Source organism: Pseudomonas sp. NPDC086581 (assembly GCF_044746165.1).
In the GTDB taxonomy this organism is placed as follows: Bacteria; Pseudomonadota; Gammaproteobacteria; order Pseudomonadales; family Pseudomonadaceae; genus Pseudomonas.
Genome location: NZ_JBIVBR010000012.1, coordinates 24,247 through 40,107, shown reverse-complemented (window position 1 = coordinate 40,107; position 15,861 = coordinate 24,247). Strand labels below are relative to the sequence as shown.

General features: G+C 65.8%; 13 protein-coding genes. 5 read left to right on the top strand and 8 right to left on the bottom strand.

Annotated elements, in window-relative coordinates:
• Window positions 1–56 precede the first annotated feature (56 nt).
• Complete coding sequence (locus tag ACIPK7_RS22930) at window positions 57–1,073, bottom strand: AraC family transcriptional regulator (RefSeq protein ID WP_401090393.1); 1,017 nt, start codon at window positions 1,071–1,073, stop codon at window positions 57–59.
• Window positions 1,074–1,124: 51 nt separating this feature from the next.
• Window positions 1,125–2,804 (bottom strand): AMP-binding protein, encoded by a 1,680-nt coding sequence (locus tag ACIPK7_RS22925; protein WP_192434455.1) that lies wholly within the window; start codon window positions 2,802–2,804, stop codon window positions 1,125–1,127.
• Window positions 2,805–3,316: 512 nt separating this feature from the next.
• On the opposite strand from ACIPK7_RS22925, the gene pbpG reads away from it, so the two are divergent.
• The 4 genes from pbpG (at window position 3,317) to ACIPK7_RS22905 (ending at window position 6,990) form a co-directional block, all read left to right on the top strand.
• Window positions 3,317–4,249: a D-alanyl-D-alanine endopeptidase gene (pbpG, locus tag ACIPK7_RS22920; protein ID WP_192434453.1), complete on the top strand. Its 933-nt coding sequence runs from the start codon at window positions 3,317–3,319 to the stop codon at window positions 4,247–4,249.
• Between the two features lie 165 nt (window positions 4,250–4,414).
• Window positions 4,415–4,954, top strand: a complete 540-nt coding sequence (locus tag ACIPK7_RS22915; RefSeq protein ID WP_401090391.1) for a PaaI family thioesterase — start codon at window positions 4,415–4,417, stop codon at window positions 4,952–4,954.
• Between the two features lie 18 nt (window positions 4,955–4,972).
• Complete coding sequence (locus tag ACIPK7_RS22910) at window positions 4,973–6,106, top strand: thiolase family protein (RefSeq protein ID WP_401090389.1); 1,134 nt, start codon at window positions 4,973–4,975, stop codon at window positions 6,104–6,106.
• 317 nt (window positions 6,107–6,423) lie between these two features.
• Window positions 6,424–6,990 carry a TetR/AcrR family transcriptional regulator gene (locus ACIPK7_RS22905; RefSeq protein ID WP_401090387.1) on the top strand — a complete coding sequence of 189 codons (567 nt, stop codon included), beginning with the start codon at window positions 6,424–6,426 and terminating at the stop codon, window positions 6,988–6,990.
• A 255-nt stretch (window positions 6,991–7,245) separates the two neighbouring features.
• On the opposite strand, the gene ACIPK7_RS22900 is transcribed toward ACIPK7_RS22905, so the two are convergent.
• On the bottom strand, window positions 7,246–8,049 hold the full coding sequence (locus ACIPK7_RS22900) for an SDR family NAD(P)-dependent oxidoreductase (protein WP_401090385.1): 804 nt from the start codon (window positions 8,047–8,049) through the stop codon (window positions 7,246–7,248).
• Window positions 8,050–8,385: 336 nt separating this feature from the next.
• Here ACIPK7_RS22900 and ACIPK7_RS22895 point away from each other — a divergent pair, with 336 nt between their 5' ends.
• Complete coding sequence (locus ACIPK7_RS22895) at window positions 8,386–8,523, top strand: PSPA7_2676 family Cys-rich small protein (protein WP_277873433.1); 138 nt, start codon at window positions 8,386–8,388, stop codon at window positions 8,521–8,523.
• 64 nt (window positions 8,524–8,587) lie between these two features.
• Here ACIPK7_RS22895 and peaD read toward each other — a convergent pair whose 3' ends face one another.
• From peaD to ccsA, 5 genes are all read right to left on the bottom strand, one after another.
• Complete coding sequence (gene peaD / locus ACIPK7_RS22890; RefSeq protein ID WP_401090383.1) at window positions 8,588–9,721, bottom strand: quinohemoprotein amine dehydrogenase subunit beta; 1,134 nt, start codon at window positions 9,719–9,721, stop codon at window positions 8,588–8,590.
• Window positions 9,722–9,765: 44 nt separating this feature from the next.
• Window positions 9,766–10,089, bottom strand: coding sequence for a quinohemoprotein amine dehydrogenase subunit gamma (qhpC, locus tag ACIPK7_RS22885; RefSeq protein ID WP_015477047.1), 324 nt, complete (start codon window positions 10,087–10,089; stop codon window positions 9,766–9,768).
• A gap of 1 nt (window position 10,090) precedes the next feature.
• On the bottom strand, window positions 10,091–11,521 hold the full coding sequence (gene peaB, locus ACIPK7_RS22880) for a quinohemoprotein amine dehydrogenase maturation protein (protein ID WP_401090381.1): 1,431 nt from the start codon (window positions 11,519–11,521) through the stop codon (window positions 10,091–10,093).
• Window positions 11,522–11,598: 77 nt separating this feature from the next.
• The gene (gene peaA / locus ACIPK7_RS22875; protein ID WP_401090379.1) at window positions 11,599–13,170 is read right to left on the bottom strand and encodes a quinohemoprotein amine dehydrogenase subunit alpha; all 1,572 of its coding nucleotides are present in this window, start codon (window positions 13,168–13,170) and stop codon (window positions 11,599–11,601) included.
• Between the two features lie 197 nt (window positions 13,171–13,367).
• Complete coding sequence (ccsA, locus tag ACIPK7_RS22870; protein ID WP_401090584.1) at window positions 13,368–15,551, bottom strand: cytochrome c biogenesis protein CcsA; 2,184 nt, start codon at window positions 15,549–15,551, stop codon at window positions 13,368–13,370.
• Window positions 15,552–15,861 lie beyond the last annotated feature (310 nt).

The following is a 15,861-nucleotide window of genomic DNA, read 5'->3' as shown; positions in this document are numbered from 1 at the left end:
ATTCTTTGAGGTTTTATCGGCTTGTAAGGCGGCTACTTGAGCCGGGCCCTTAAATTTCAGGGCTCCTGGCGGATCAGCGCGCGGTATTGCCCGGGCGTCGATCCGGTCCATTTGCGGAAGGCCTTGTAGAACGCGCTGGTGTCGGCGAATCCCAGCTCCTCGGCCAGGTCGGCGAAGTTGCCGTCGCCACTGTCCAGCCGCGCGATGGCGAGGTCGCGGCGCAGCTGGTCCTTGAGTGCCTGGTAGGACTGCCCCTCGGCGGCGAGCTTGCGGCGCAACGTCGAGGGCGCCATGTAGAAGTGCCCGGCGAGGGCGTCGAGGTCCGGCCAGCGTTCGAACTTGAGGCTGCGCAGGTAGGCCTTGGTGCGTGCGGCAAGGCTCTGCGGGTCGCGATAGCGCACCAGAATGTTCGCCGGCGCGCCATTCAGGAAGCGGCGCAGCTCTCGCTCGTCACGGCGAACCGGCAGATCAAGCGCCTCGGCGTTGAACAGCAGGCGCGAATGGCGGCGGGAGAAATTGAGGTTCTCGGTGAACATCACCCGGTAGTCGGCGATGAAGTCCGGCTGCGGGCAGCGCAGCTCAATGGCCAGGATCGGAATCCGCCGTCCCACCAGCCAGCAGGCCAGGCCGTGCAGCATCAGCCACAGGGTGAAATAGCAGAAGGCGCGCGGCGCCGGGCCCTCGGGTTCGTCGAGGACGATGGCGGCCAAACCTTCCTGGCGCGTCAGGCGCGGGGTGAAGTCGTCGAACACCAGGCCCATGAAGCGCAACGCAGCGTTCATTGCCGCCTCCAGGTTCGGTTCGCGCACCGCTGCGGCCGCCATGAAGTTGAAGCTGCCGGACTTCATGCGCCGGGCGTTCATGCCGAAGAATTCGTCGTCCATCTCCCTGGCCAGGCGCAACCAGAGCCGTGCATAGACCTGGCAGGACACCCGAGCGTAGGGCTTGCCGAACAGCTCTGGGGCGATGCCGGCGGCGGCCAATAGCGGGCCGTCGTCGCGGCCGGCGCGACGAAACTCGGCCAGCGCTTCGCTGACCAGGCGGATGGAGATGGTGCCCTTCTCTACGCCCATGGCGCCCCGGCTTTATGCAAACGCGCCAGGGCGAGGGCAGGCCTGAAACAGTCAACCACGCTTGCTGCGCACCTCTTCGATGCTGATCTCGCGCATGCGGAACTTCTGGATCTTGCCGGTCACCGTCATCGGGAACTCGTCGCAGAAGCGGAAGTGGCGAGGCACCTTGAAGTGGGCGATGGCGTTCTTGCAGAAGGCGCGCAGCTCGTCTTCGACGACGCTGTGTCCGGGGTGGAACTTGACCCAGGCCACCAGTTCCTCACCGTACTTCTCGTCGGGTATGCCGATCACCTGGGCGTCGGCCACTGCGTGGTGGGTATAGAGGAACTCCTCGATCTCACGCGGATAGATGTTCTCTCCACCTCGAATGATCATGTCCTTGCTGCGCCCAACGATGCGCACGTTGCCGGCTTCGTCCATCTCGGCGAGGTCGCCGGTGAGCATCCAGCGTGCCGGGCTGATGGCCTCTGAAGTCGCCTGCGGGTTGTTCCAGTAGCCGAGCATCACGCTGTAGCCGCGTGTGCACAGCTCGCCGATGGTTCCGCGCGGGACGATGCGGCCGTCGGCGTCGATGATCTTGCTTTCCAGGTGCGGCTGGGTGCGGCCGACGGTGGTGACGCGGGTTTCCAGGTCATCTTCCGGGCCAGTCTGCAGCGAGACCGGGCTGGTCTCGGTCATGCCGTAGGCAATCTGCACCTCGGCCATGTGCATCTCGTCGATGACCCGGCGCATCACTTCGATCGGGCAGGTGGCGCCGGCCATGATGCCGGTGCGCAGGCTGGAGAGATCGAAGTCGCGGCGGGTCGGGTGGTCCAGTTCGGCGATGAACATGGTGGGCACGCCGTACAGCGCGGTCGCCTTCTCTTCCGCCACTGCTGCCAGGGTCGCCTCGGGCTCGAAGCTGGGCGCGGGGTAGATCATGGTGGAGCCGTGGGTCAGGCAGCCGAGGTTGCCCATCACCATGCCGAAGCAGTGGTACAGCGGCACCGGGATCACCAGGCGGTCGTGCTCGGTGAGGCCGAGGCTGTCGCCGACCATCAGGCCGTTGTTGAGGATGTTGTAGTGGCTGAGCGTGGCGCCCTTGGGAAAGCCGGTAGTGCCGGAGGTGTACTGGATATTGATCGGCTCGTCGAACTGCAGCAGCGCCTGGCGCGCGGTGAGTTCGGCGGCGGCAATACCCCGGCCCAGCGGCTCCAGCTGGCTCCAGCGCAGGAACCCGGCGGGCGCGGTATCGGAAAGGCTGATCACCCCGCGCAGCTCCGGCAGGCGGTCGCTGGAGAGCTCGCCCGGCCGCCCCTGCCCCAGTTCGGGCAGCAGGTCGGCGAGCATGCCGTGATAGTCGGAGGACTTGAAGGCGTCGGCGCACACCAGCCAGCGGCAGCCGGACTGCTTGAGCGCGTATTCAAGTTCGTTCACCCGGTAGGCCGGGTTGATGTTGACCAGCACGGCGCCGACCTTGGCGCTGGCGAACTGGGTGACGCACCACTGCGCGCAGTTGGGCGCCCAGATGCCCAGGCGGTCGCCGGGACGCAGGCCGAGGGCGAGGAAAGCGCGGGCGACGCCATCGACCACCTCGGCCAGTTCCGCCCAGGTGTAGCGTAGGTTCTGGTGACGCACGACCAGCGCCTCGCGCGGGGCGAAACGTTCGACGGTGGCGTCGAAGGCAGCGCCGACGGTCATGGCCAGCAGGGGTTTGTCCTGGGGGCCGCGGGTGTAACTCAGGTGGTTCATGGCTTTCCCTTGTTGTGCTTGTTCTGGGATCAACACTGAACGATCGGTTCGGGCAGCGACGCAGAGCGTCGGGAACCGCGCTTGCTTACCGGCAGCCGCGCGGCTGACTGGTCGGTCGCGGCTGCGGAACATGTTTACGTTAACGTAAAGGTAAACGCAACCCCGACCATCGGCAAAGCAGCAGGCCGGGCGCCTCCGCTCATTTCAGGATAGCCACTCACAAAGCATGCCACTCTGCCCGAACGCCATATGTGGCGGGGCTTTGAGAAGGTTTTCAGTCGCTCTGCGGGAAGCACTTCCGGTTGCATTTCGCAACAGCTCGGACAAGCGGCCGCGCCGCGACTGCCAGCACGGTTCATGGCCTCTGCGCAGCGGGCGGCGCGACGTCTCAATCTGTCGCAATCTGAGACGCCTCACGCCGCGTGCGCTATGGCGGACCTTGCATTAGAATTCGCCGAAAATGCCTACATGGATGTAGACACATTCCCACCTCATGCTTGCGAATCACATCCATGCCTAGCCGTCGTTCGATACTGAGCCTGCTGTTTGCCTGCGCCGCTGTTGTCTGTTCATCGAACACCTTCGCCGCCTCCCCCGCCAAGGCGGCCTCTTCCAAGGACCTGGTGCTCGCTTCCGGCAGCGCCCTGGTGATCGACCTGGAGAGCGGCAAGACCCTCTATTCCAGCAATCCCAACCTGGTGGTGCCCATCGCCTCGGTGACCAAGCTGATGACCGCCATGGTCACGCTGGACGCCCGGCTTCCGATGAACGAGCTGATCCCCGTGGATATTTCCGAGACCGCCGAGATGAAGGGCGTGTTCTCGCGCGTCCACCTGGGCAGCATGATCAGCCGCCAGAACATGCTGCTGCTGGCGCTGATGTCCTCGGAAAACCGCGCCGCCGCCAGCCTCGCCCACAACTATCCGGGCGGCTCAAAGGCCTTCGTCGCGGCGATGAACGCAAAGGCGAAGTCCCTGGGCATGACCAGCACCCACTACGTCGAGCCCACCGGCCTGTCGATCCATAACGTCTCCGACGCCAACGACCTGATCCGCCTGGCCAAGGCCGCCTACACCTACCCGCAGATCCGCGCGATGAGCACCACCGCCACCAGCGACGCCCGCTTCAGCAAGCCCAGCTACTCGCTGAGCTTCTTCAACACCAACCCGCTGGTGCGCAGCGGCAAGTGGGACATCCGCCTGACCAAGACCGGCTTCACCAACGATGCCGGCCACTGCCTGGTGATGGTCACCATGATGAACGGCCGCCCAGTCGCCCTGGCGCTGCTCGATGCCTTCGGCAAGCGCACCCACGTGGCCGACGCCGCGCGCATCCGCCGCTGGGTGGAAACCGGCGTCGCCTCGCCGGTGCCCGCCGTTGCCCTGCAATACAAGGCCCAGCGCAGCCAGGCGCGCGCGGCCAGCATCACGGCCACCGCCGAGTAAACTCCTCCCGCGCTGGCGGAGCCCGCTCCGCCAGCCACCCTCTCCTGCTCCCGTCTTCTCGCCCTGTCGCTTCAGCCCTGCTGGATGGCGCTTCCGTCACTTATATGCTGGTCGTCATTCAATGCTAGTATGATAATCGTAATATTCGATTGCCGGAGCCTTGCGATGACCGACCTGACCCTCACCCGTGAACAGAAGATCGCTGCCTGGGAAGCCGCCGCGGCGGACATGCGCCAGCGTCTGGCCGAGCCCGGCGTGGTTTCGCTGGAGGAATTACGCGGCAAGACGCCCCAGGAATTCTTCGACGGCATCGGCGCTGGCGAACTGCCCGCCCCGCCGATCAATGCGCTGATCGGCTTCGTCCCACTGGAATGGGGCCAGGGCCGGTTCATCTTCCAGGGCACCCCGGACATGCGTCACTACAACCCGCTGGGCACCGTGCACGGTGGCTATGCCGCCACGCTGCTGGACTCGGCCATGGGCTGCTCGGTGCACACGATGCTCGAACCGGGGCTGGGCTACACCACCACCGACCTGCGCATCAGCTACATCCGCGCGCTGACCCGCGACACCGGGCCGATCCGCGCCGAAGGCACCTTGGTGCATATCGGCCGCTCCACCGCCCTGGCCGAAGGCCGCCTCTACGACGTGGACGGCCGGCTCTACGCCACCGGTTCCACCACTTGCCTGATCCTCGGGCGCTGATCTCTCAGGAGAACGACCATGACTTCCGTCGTCATCGCGGGTTATGCCCGCTCCCCGTTCCACTTCGCGAAAAAAGGCGCACTGATCGACGTGCGCCCGGACGACCTCGCCGCGCAGACGGTCAAGGGCTTGGTTGCGCGCAGCGGCCTCGACGCCCGGCTGATCGAGGACCTCATCATGGGTTGCGCCTACCCCGAGGCCGAACAGGGCATGAACCTGGCGCGCATCACCGGCTTCCTCGCCGGACTGCCGGAGACGGTGGCCGGCGCCACGGTGAACCGCTTCTGCGGCTCATCGATGACCTCCATTCACTTCGCCGCCGGACAGATCCAGCTCGGCGCCGGGGACGCCTTCATTTGCGCGGGCGTGGAGTCCATGACCCGCGTGCCCATGGGCGGCTTCAACCTCTCGCCCAACCCACGCCTGCTGGCGGAGTTTCCCCAGGCCTACATGCCCATGGGGCAGACCGCCGAGATAGTTGCCGAGCGCTTCGGCATCTCCCGCGCGGACCAGGAAGCCATGGCCGTGGACTCCCACGCCAAGGCCGCCCATGCCCGCGAGCAGGGCCTGCTGGCGGCGGAGATCGTGCCCATCGATACGCCCAGTGGCGTGGTCAGCGAGGATGGTTGCATCCGCCCCGGCACCAACCTGGAAGCGTTGGCGCAGCTCAAACCGGCCTTCGGCGGCAGCGTCACCGCCGGCACCGCCTCGCCGCTGACCGATGGCGCTGCGGCGGTGCTGGTATGCAGCGAGGACTTCGCCCGCGCCAACGGGCTGGACATCCTGGCGCGGGTGAAAAGCGTCGCGGTTGTCGGCTGCCCGCCGGAAATCATGGGCATGGGCCCGCTATATGCGACCCGCAAACTGCTTGATCGCTCGGGGCTGCGAATGGCGGATATCGATCTGGTGGAAATCAACGAGGCCTTCTCCAGCCAGGCCCTGGCCTGCCTGCGCGGGCTGGAACTGGATATCGACCGGGTCAACCTGCACGGCGGTGCCCTGGCCATCGGCCACCCGCTGGGCGCCACCGGCGCTCGCATCACTGGTAAGGCGGCAGCGCTGCTGAAGGAAACCGGCGGGCGCTATGCCATTGCCACCCAGTGCATCGGCGGTGGGCAGGGCGTGGCGACCTTGCTCGAAGCCGTTCGCTGAGGACGACACCTGTAACCCGCAGCCCGTAGGGCGCATAACGCGCCAGCGTTATCCGCCGCGAACCAGCCGGCGGATAACCTGTTCCAGGTTATCCGCCCTACGGTGGTACAGGACGACTCCGGCGCGTAGCCAACTTGTAGGAGCGAGGGGGACGCCGTCGTTATTGCTCGCGAACCCAAAGCCCGCAACGGAGTCTGTTCGCGAGCAAGCTCGCTCCTACAGCCCACTGCACCTTCGTGCCTGCCCTGAATCACCTCCCCGCGCCCACCCTGCGTTAGAATGACATCCAGCATTCCATGATCCGCAGGAGACCGGTCATGCGTTACTCCGAAGACCACAAGGCCCAAACCCGCGAACGCATCATCAACGAAGCGGCGCAGCGCTTCCGCAGCGAAGGCGTGGACGCCACTGGCCTGCAGACGCTGATGAAGGCGCTGGGCCTGACCCACGGCGGCTTCTACGCGCACTTCAAGTCCAAGGACGAACTGGTGGAGATCGCCCTGCAGCAGGCCGCCGAACAACTGCGCCCCATCGTCGACCAGCAGTTCGCGAAGGCCGACCCGCTACCCGGCTTCATAGACCAGTACCTCTCCCCCGGCCACCGCAATACGCCCGGCAAGGGCTGCCCACTGCCGACCATATCCGCCGAGTTGGGCGCGCGCGGCCATGCCAGCGCGACCACTGACACCATCGTCCAGGCACGTATCGACGCCATCGAGAAAGCGCTGCCCAGCGAGCATGCCGAGGACGAGAGCGTTGCAATGCTCGCCACCCTGATCGGTGCGCTGGTGCTGGCTCGCAGCGTGGCTGATCCCGAGATGTCCGACCGTATCCTGGAGAGCACGCGGCGGCATCTGAAGCGGGAGATTGGGGCGGCGGAGTGAATCTCCCACAGCAATCGCATGCGACGCTTTTGTAGGGCGGATAACGTACCAGCGTTATCCGCCGTTCAAGGACCGGTGGAAAACCTGTTCCAGGTTATTCGTCCTACGCTCCCACGCACCAATTTCAGCGCCGATCAACACCTGCAGGAGCGGGCCATGCCGGCGATCGCGCGCATGGCACGCTCCTACAAAAACCGTGCATAAAAAAGCCCCGGCGCAAGGCCGGGGCAAGCTTTTCGCCACTCAGTTAATCGATCAAACCGCCACGCCATAACGCTGCGCCGGGGCGCTGCGCGACAGGTTCGGCGCCATCTTCAGGCGCGCGGCGGTGAAGGCTTCGAATTCGCCCGCATCCGGCAGCGCCGGCAGGGTCACCACTTCGCCCTGGGCGAGACCGGCCAGCGCGGCGTCGACCATGTGGTTCACGTCCATCAGCATTTCCGCCGGCAGTGCGGAGATATCGGTACCGGCACGGTCCCAGATTTCGGTGCGGGTGGCGCCCGGCAGCACGGCCTGGATGCGCAGGCCCAGCGGCGCCAGTTCCTGCTGCATTGACTGGGTCAGGTTGAGCACGAAGGCCTTGGTGGCGCTGTAGCTGCCGTTGAACAGTTCCGGCGCCAGGGCCAGCACGGACGCCACGTTGATGATGGTGCCGCGGCCACGCCCGGTGAACGCCTTGGCGGCGGCGCCGGCCAGGCGCGCGGTGGCGATGACATTCAGCTCGATCATGCTTTCCAGGCGGTCCAGGTCGGTTTCCAGCAGGGTGCCGTTGATCGCCACGCCGGCGTTGTTCAGCAGCAAGCTGATGCTGGCGTCCTCAGCCAGGCGAGCTTCGATTCGGGCGCGGTCTTCGCGGCGGGTCAGGTCGGCCTTCAGCACATCCACCGAGACGCCGTATTCCTCACCGAGGCGCGCGGCCAGGGCGTCCAGGCGTTGCTGGTCGCGGGCCACCAGCAGCAGGTCGTAGCCCTGGGCGGCGAGGCGCTGGGCGTAGGTGGCGCCGATGCCGGAGGAAGCACCGGTGATCAGTGCGCGGCCCAGTTCGGATTTGGCATTCATGGTTCTTTCTCCAGGGAGGCATTCGCCTCGCTTGCAGGATTGAGTGGGCCGGGTGGCCGTCTGGAATGTCCGGCCAATTGAATGATGGCCGTCATCTGAATGTGAATATTATGCTCATAATATTATCTGTCAAGGTCTTAGGTTCAGCGCTGACGAACGGCCAGGTAGGCAGTGGAAATCCTTGTGCGATGGGCGTCACGCGCCGCTGGGCAGTTTAGGTTGCCCATTCCAGAGCGCTCGCGAGAGGCTCACCGCGTCTCCACACAAGAACAATCCCGGAGCGTCACCTGCACCCTGCTGCCTGCCTACGCACCGGAGCGATCCGGAGGAGGACACATGCGATTGCGCTGCTTTTTCCTGGGATGTGTTTGGGATGAAGGGAATCTGACCGAAGTCGGCCGCGTACCGATGCTGTGCCAGCGCTGTGCGCGCTGCGGTGCACAGAGGTACCTCAGCCCCGAACCGGAAATCTGAGCCGGAAACAAAACTGCCCCGGAGCACGCGAATGCTCCGGGGCAGTTCGTCAATCAGACAGCTTTCAGTTGGCCACGAACGCCTGGCTGGTGGTGATCGCCATGTCGCCGCCGGGCAGCTTCAGATCGCCGATGCGCTCCAGGCTGTCGGCGTCGAAGATCGCCACGTCGTTCAGGGTGCCGGTCAGGTACAGCTTGTTGCCGGCCTTGTTGGTCGACAGGCAGTAGTAGGAGTGGTCCAGGTTCGCCGCCTTGACCAGCTTCTGCTCCTTGATGTCGTACTTGGCCAGGCGGTTCAACACGCCGTAGACGATATTGCGGTCCTTGGCCGAGCGGATACCGCTGAAGTACACCTCGGTGACCGGGCCGAAATCGACGGTCTCGGTTTTGCCGGTGGCCAGATCGATGTTGAAGAAGCCGTAGAGGAAGTCGGCCGTGGCCATGTCCTGCTTGGCGTCCTTGAACTTCGCCGTGGTGTAGAGCAGCGAGAAGTCACGCGGGTAGGTCTGCTGGTTCCACACGTAGAGCACATCTGGCGGCGCATAGTTGGGGCGCTTCCAGTTGCGGCTGGGGATCACCACGTCGAACTTTCCGGTTTTGACGTCCACCTTGTAGATGTCCGGGCCCGCTACATAGAGGGTACCGTCGTCGCCGCTCTGCATGATGGTCAGCTGGCGCGGTGCCGGGAAGGTGCGCACCGGCTTGGCGTCCATGCCGTCCGCGACGGAATACACCTGCAGGCGCGGCTGCTGCACCTCGTAGTGCTCGGCGAGGATCAGCGTCGGGTTGGCGATGGCGTAGATCTCCTTGCCGTCATGACTGACGGTCATGGAGAACATCGCCCGCGCGTTCTCTCCCGGTTTCTGCGCGATGGTGGCGTGGAACACCGGTTTGCAATCATCGAGCTGGATGCCGTAGATGTCCGCGTAGTGGTTGCTGAGGATGTAGACGGTCTTGCGGTCCGGCGACAGCTGGGTCATGCCCGGGCCGTAGGCGCCGGGGATGGTGCAGGTCTTGAACAGCTTGTCGGTCTGCATGTCGATGACGTGCAGGTTGTTCGGGTAGTTGGTGCTGATCAGGTACTCGTGGCCACTTTCCAGCGCTTTGCTCACGTCTGCGCCGGCGTCGGCGGCTACAGTTTGCAGCGCACAGGCCAGCGAGAGGCCGCCGAGGGCGGCGGCGAATGCTTTTCTGGACATGCAGGTTTTCCTCTTGTTCTTCTGTCCCATATGTTTCAGGGCGATCATTTGTCGTCCGGGAATACGGTGCCGAGGTTGCGCCAGTTCTCGGCCGAGGCCTGCGCATCCTTGTTCCAGTCGGGGTAGGTGCTCATCATGTCCGGCACCTGGGCCGGCCACCAGCAGGGGTCGGAGCAGCCGTAGAGGTCCGCTTCCATCGGCTGGCAGAGCGAGGACACGCCGCCGAACACGTCGACTTCCCAGCCCGGATCGGTGGTCGCCGCGCAGCCGGCCACGGAGTTCATCGCCACCACGTCCTCGATGCGATCCTCGGCGGCGGCCTGTTCGAGCTTCTGTGCTTTGGTGTTGATCGCTTTCAGATGTTTCATGTCAGTGCGCCTTCCGCGGAGTGATGTGGCGGTCGATGAAGCTGGGGTTGGAAGCCATGATCCGGCTGTAGACCTCGATGCCGAAGTCGACCCAGTCCCTCATCAGTTCGCAGTAGTGGTAGGTGGGGTGCGCCGGGTCGCCGTAGCGCGCGTAGCTCTCGTGGTAGCAGCCGCCGGAGCAGAGGTTGCGGATGTGGCAGCTGGCGCAGCCGGTGTCGGTGCGGTCCAGGCGCTGCGAGAGGAACTCGTTCAGCTCGGCCTGCTTCACCCCTTCATGCACGTTGCCGAAGGTCGGCAGCGAAGAACCGGTGAAGCGATGGCACAGGTTCAGCTCGCCCTTGTGGTCCACCGCCAGCATCTTCAGGCCGGCGCCGCACGGCAGGGCCTTCTTCTGTCCTTCATGGATGTCGGTGATCAGCTGGTGCAGGTTGGAGAAGCCGATGTTGCGCCCCTGCAGCGCCTCGTCCAGGTAGCGGCGGCCGAGGGCCTTCATGCCGGCGAAGACGTCCTTCAGCTCATCCCCGGTGAGGTTGTAGCTGCTGATGTCGCCCGAGGTGACTGGCGCGAAACCGACTTCGGCAAAACCCATCTCGTTGAACAGGTGGTTCCAGATGGTCTCGACGTCGGTGACGCCGGTGGTCAGGGTCACCCGCGCGCCGACCGGCCGCGCGGTGTAGCGCGACAGCAGCATGTCGGCCTTGCGCCGCACCACGTCATAGGTGCCCTGCCCGCCCACGGTGATGCGGTTGCGGTCGTGCACCGTCTTCGGCCCGTCGATGCTGATGGACAGCCCGAAGCGATGGGCGTTGAGCCAGTCGACGATTTCCTCGGTGAGCAGCGTGGCGTTGGTGGTCATGACGAAGTCCACGGTCTTGCCCAGCTCGCCGAAACGGCGCTCGCAGTAGGCGACCATGTGCTCGATCAGCGGGCGGTTGGACAGCGGTTCGCCGCCGAAGAACACCACGGTGTAGCGCTGCTCGTCGGGGGATTCCTGGATCAGCATTTCCACCGAAGCCTCGGCGGTCGCCGCGCCCATCTTCTTGCCGGCGGAGGGCTTGTCCAGATCTTCCTTGTAGCAGTAGGTGCAACTGAGGTTGCAGCCAGTGTTGACGTTCAGCACCACGGTATTGAGCGCGGTGCGATCGACTTTCCTGATGCCAATCTCAGGGGTCAGCGGCGAGCCGTCGCTGACCAGCTCCAGCGCGATCAGCTCGCGCAGGGTCTCGTCGATTTCTTCGGCGGCGAAACGCCCGCCCAGGCGTTGGGTCAGCTCGTCCGGCGAGCAGGCATGCCCGCGCAGCGCGTCGATGATCCCGCCGGTCAGCTCGTCGCTGGCGAACAGCGAAGAACTGGGGATGTGGAACAACAGGCGGTCGGCGTCGACCTGCACTTCGTGCAGGTTGCGTTCGACCAGATTCAAGATGGCGCCCATGGCGACCTCCCGGAACTTGCTTGCCAATCCCCGTCCGCAGACGGGGTTCAGGGGTTTAGTTCATCCGATACCGACAATTACGGGATCGGCGGGTTGTTCCAACGCTGCACGGTGACGATCATGTGCCCTTCGCCCTTGTGCGACTGGCCGGCGTCGTCCACCGCGGCGATCACCTTCAGGTTGCCGGCGTTGTTGGTCATCATCTTGCGTTCCGGATTCGGACCGGCGTCGCCCGGCGTGAAGATGCCGGTGGCGGCGTCCATCGCGCCGGCGAACTTCACGTCCTGGTCTTCCTTGGCGCGGTCATCGAAGGGCTCGACCGACCACTGCGCCGGGAACACGCCGATGCGGAACGGCTTGCCGTCGGCGCCCTTGCCCCAGGCCTCGGCATCGAAGCTGCCCTGAACCTTGGGCGTGGAGCCGCCGTTGCCGCCGATGCGGGAGATAGAAAACTCCGGCACCACCTTCACTTCGGCGATGTCCTTGTACACCGCGAGGCTGCCGCCTTTGGCGGTGCCCACGGTGACATCGCGCTCGCCGGCGGCGGCCACATCGCTGGCCTTGACCTTGACGGTCACGCGCTCGGGCGTCTCGGAAACCACCGACACCACTTCCACGCCCTTGCCGAACGACGGCTTGCCCTTCAGGCCGGTGCCGACCACGCTGACTTCGGTCTCCGCGCCCGCCTTGATGTAGGCCGGCTGCACACCCAGCACATGGCTGGTGCCATCCTTCGCCGCGACGAAGTCCAGGCCGCGCTCGTCGTGGGCCTTGTCGAACATGCGGCCCTGCATCTGGCCATTGAGTGTCGCGAACACCTGGCGCAGGGTCACGTCGCCAACCTTGACTGCGCCGCGCCACTCGTAGCCGTTGTAGAGCACCGCGCTGCCCTCGCCGCTGAACGGCGAACCGTCGGCGTACTGGCCCTTCACGCTGACCTTGAAGGCATCGTCGCCGTCCTTGCTCACGCTCATGCTGCCGGCCAGGTCGCCCTTGCCCGGCATGTGCCCGGCGAAGCTCCAGTTACCGGCCAGGGATTCGGCCTTGGGCCGGTTCTTCTGCCAGTCGGACCAGGCTTTGCTGTCCAGCGGGTAGCGCTTGGCCAGTTCCGGGACCATCTCTTTTTTCGCCAGGTCGAACCAGTCGCGATCGCGGGCCAGGGCCTGGTATTCCAGCGACGGCCAGCGGCCGAGGTGGAAGTTCACCAGCTTCTCCCACTCCGCCGCCGGGCGGCGCTGCAGGGCGATGCGCGCACCCGAGTGGCAACGGGCACACATCTGCTCGAAGTTCGTATCGAACTTCTCGACGGTGTTCAGCCGGCGCTCGAGGGCGTAGCGCACGCCTTCGGTCTCGCTGGGCGCCAGGCCCTGCTTGTCGGCGAGGAACTTGACCACCGAGCGGCGCTCGTCGTCGGTAATCTTCAGGCCGTACATCACCTGCATGCGGGCGATGCTCATCAGCCAGCCTTCGGGCGTCTTGCGCTGGTGGCTGATGCGGCTGAGGGAATTGTTGCCTTCGGGCGTGTGGCACGCCTGGCACTTGGCGTTGATGATCGCCTGGCCTTCGGGTGCGGCCTGGGCCGTCTGGTGGAGCGCAAGGGCCAGTGCGGCCAGGGTTCCGGCACCCAGATAGTGCCGAAGTCGTGTCATCTTCAAGGTCAGGCCTCCTCGGTATTCTTGTTGGTTATTGGCGCCCACCGATGGGCAAAGAGCGAGCTCTTGAAATCGGTTTTGCAGGTTGTGTGCCACTACTACGCATGCCCCGCCGAATCAGGCTTTCGGCGGTATTTCCGGGCACTCCCGGCAGTGGCTGCCGGGGGTGCGTCGTCACATTTCGCGATTGCTGTCTAACTCTGAGACAGGCCCGGTGAGACAGCCTGCGAAGCAGTATGGTCCGGCTTGCGCAAAGCGCCGCCCGCCGGCAGCAACAAGGCGCCGAACAGCATGGTCAGCAGCCCGATCCAGACCAGCGAGAGGAACGGGAAGCGCCTTACCACCACGACGCTCTCGATGTGGTCACCGGGCTGCTTGAGCAGCCGCGCCGACGCGGGCACCCAGATCTGCAGGTCGCCGCTCCAGCCGCGGACGATGAAGGGATGCAGCACGTAGCCGCGATCCGAGGCGAAGCGTGCGTAGTGGTAGTCGAGGATCTCGCAGAGCTGGCGCACCGGGCCCTGGTAGGCCGGCGTGCTGCCCCGGCTGTCCTGGAACAGCGCGTGGCCGGCGAGCGTGCCGTCGCCGTCGCGCAGCTCCACCCTGGCCACCGCGTGGTAGCCGGAGAAATCCGGGCGACTGGCCTCCGGCGCGACGCGCAGCTGCATGCCGCCGATCACCGCGTGCCACTGCTCGAAGGAAGTGCCCGGCGGGATGCTGATCTGCTGGTAGCTGTTCAGCGCCGTGGCAGCCAGCCCGCCCACCAGCGCGATCACCGCGCCACCGTGCACCAGCGCCAGCCCGCCGCTGTAGCGCAGGTTGCCCACCCGCCGGCTGCGCCACAGGCTTTGCACGCCCCAGAGCAGGCAGCTGAACATCAGGAAGGCACCGCCGAGCAGCGCTGCATCCAGCCACGGCAGCACCTGTACGATGTTCTGCGAGAGCATGCCGTCGCCGTTGTAGCCGTCGCTCAGCCAGCCGCCACGCCAGCCGGTCCAGAACATCAGCGCGGCCACCAACACGGTCGCCAGCAGCGCCAGACGGGGCCGTCCGCAACGGCGCAGGAAGCTGTAGCCGCCCATCAGGCCGAGTGCCGCCAGCAGCGGCACTACCCAGTGCACCAGGCCGTAGCCATTGACGTCCCACTGGTCGAAGGCGCGGCGCAGGCTGTCCATCTCGGCGGTGGTGGCCCAGGCGGTCAGGGTCTCGAAGAAGGGCTTCAGCTCGCTCGGCCGCTCCATCCCCAGCCATTCGTAGAGGTGCGCCTGAAGCAGCGCACCGAGGGCCAGCAGCCCGGTGCCGGCGAACAGGTAGATGGCCACGTCCAGCGTCCAGTCCGAGGCCCCGCGCCGCCGCCCTACCCCTTTGCGCGCCCGCCACCCGGCCAGCAGGTGGAATGCCGCGAGCGCCAGGAGGATCGCCGCCAGCGCCAGGTGGCTGAGCCAGGAGGTGGTGCCGATGTAGCGGTGCGAACTGGCGAGCACCGTGCTGCGTGTCACCGCCATGGCGCCGCAGGCCATGGCTGCGGCCAGCAGGCTGAGGACTGGCAACAGCCGTGTGTAGGGGCCGTCCGCGCGCCAGCGGCGGGCACCGTGCAGCACCGCGCCGAGCAGCGCCCAGATGATGAAGGCCGACGTCTGCACCGGGTCCCAGTGCCACAACTGGCCGTAGGTGAAGTCCTCCATGGCCCAGGCCATGCCCACGCCGATGCCCGCGCTGAGGATCAACCACGCACGGCGGCTATACCGCGGCATCACCCAGGCGTAGGCGTGGCCGCCCCGCCCCAGCGCCTCCAGCGCGGCACCGGCCGGTGCCAGAACCCAGGAGTAGGCGCAGAGAATCAGCGGCGCGTGCAGGGACATCCAGAAGGTCTGCAGGTGGGCGTTCATGCCCTGGCTCGGCTGCGCCGCCAGCCAGTCCGCCGGCGTCGCGCTGAACGGTCCAAGCCAGGCGGCAGTGGCGGCGTACCACGCGGCAATCAGCGCCATGCCGCGCCCCGCCCAGCCGGGCAGCGCCGAACTTTTCAGGGCGATGGCCATGCAGAAGGTCGCCAGCAGCAGCACCGTTCCTTCGTCGCCGCCCCATAGGTTGGAGAACTTCAGGTAGTCCGGCAGCGCCGCGCTGCTGTAGAGCCACGCGTAGCGCAACTGGAAGTGGTCGGCCACCAGGTGCAGGCCAAGCGCCAGGCAGGCGCCGCACAACACACCCAGCGCAACAGGCCACAGGCGCCCGCGCCACACCGGGCGAATGGCGCCCAGGGCGATCAGAACCGCCAGGGCCCAGAGCAAGCCATTGCCCGCGCCGGGCAGCAGCCACAACAACAGGCCGGTCAGCGCGGCAGCCAGCGGCCCCGCAATCCACGGCAGCGATAGGTGCATCCTCTTCAAGCCAGGCCTCCTTGTGCAGCGCCGACGTGGCGCAGGGCGAAGCCCTGAGCGTTTCACGTTGCGTGCCAGGCGGAAAAATCCCTGCGAAACAGCAGGCTGCGCGCGGCCCAAGCCCGTCTGCACGTGGCAGATCGCGACAGCTGTAGCAGTCTGAGACGACCCAGCCGTTATAGACGATGGTCTAATTGCACGTCTTCACCACAAGGAAGTGCCGACCAACGAGGCGCCAGCCAGACGCCTCGCGTTATCCGGCCTGTCCGGAACAGGTACCAATCCGCGCCAGCCGGTGCTTTGCCGGGGC

Excerpts from the sequence above, each read along its gene's own strand:
- ACIPK7_RS22930 (WP_401090393.1), bottom strand. The coding sequence starts at position 1,073 with ATGGGCGTAGAGAAGGGCACCATCTCCATCCGCCTGGTCAGCGAAGCG.
- ACIPK7_RS22925 (WP_192434455.1), bottom strand. The coding sequence starts at position 2,804 with ATGAACCACCTGAGTTACACCCGCGGCCCCCAGGACAAACCCCTGCTG.
- pbpG (WP_192434453.1), top strand. The coding sequence starts at position 3,317 with ATGCCTAGCCGTCGTTCGATACTGAGCCTGCTGTTTGCCTGCGCCGCT.
- ACIPK7_RS22915 (WP_401090391.1), top strand. The coding sequence starts at position 4,415 with ATGACCGACCTGACCCTCACCCGTGAACAGAAGATCGCTGCCTGGGAA.
- ACIPK7_RS22910 (WP_401090389.1), top strand. The coding sequence starts at position 4,973 with ATGACTTCCGTCGTCATCGCGGGTTATGCCCGCTCCCCGTTCCACTTC.
- ACIPK7_RS22905 (WP_401090387.1), top strand. The coding sequence starts at position 6,424 with ATGCGTTACTCCGAAGACCACAAGGCCCAAACCCGCGAACGCATCATC.
- ACIPK7_RS22900 (WP_401090385.1), bottom strand. The coding sequence starts at position 8,049 with ATGAATGCCAAATCCGAACTGGGCCGCGCACTGATCACCGGTGCTTCC.
- ACIPK7_RS22895 (WP_277873433.1), top strand. The coding sequence starts at position 8,386 with ATGCGATTGCGCTGCTTTTTCCTGGGATGTGTTTGGGATGAAGGGAAT.
- peaD (WP_401090383.1), bottom strand. The coding sequence starts at position 9,721 with ATGTCCAGAAAAGCATTCGCCGCCGCCCTCGGCGGCCTCTCGCTGGCC.
- qhpC (WP_015477047.1), bottom strand. The coding sequence starts at position 10,089 with ATGAAACATCTGAAAGCGATCAACACCAAAGCACAGAAGCTCGAACAG.
- peaB (WP_401090381.1), bottom strand. The coding sequence starts at position 11,521 with ATGGGCGCCATCTTGAATCTGGTCGAACGCAACCTGCACGAAGTGCAG.
- peaA (WP_401090379.1), bottom strand. The coding sequence starts at position 13,170 with ATGACACGACTTCGGCACTATCTGGGTGCCGGAACCCTGGCCGCACTG.
- ccsA (WP_401090584.1), bottom strand. The coding sequence starts at position 15,551 with ATGCACCTATCGCTGCCGTGGATTGCGGGGCCGCTGGCTGCCGCGCTG.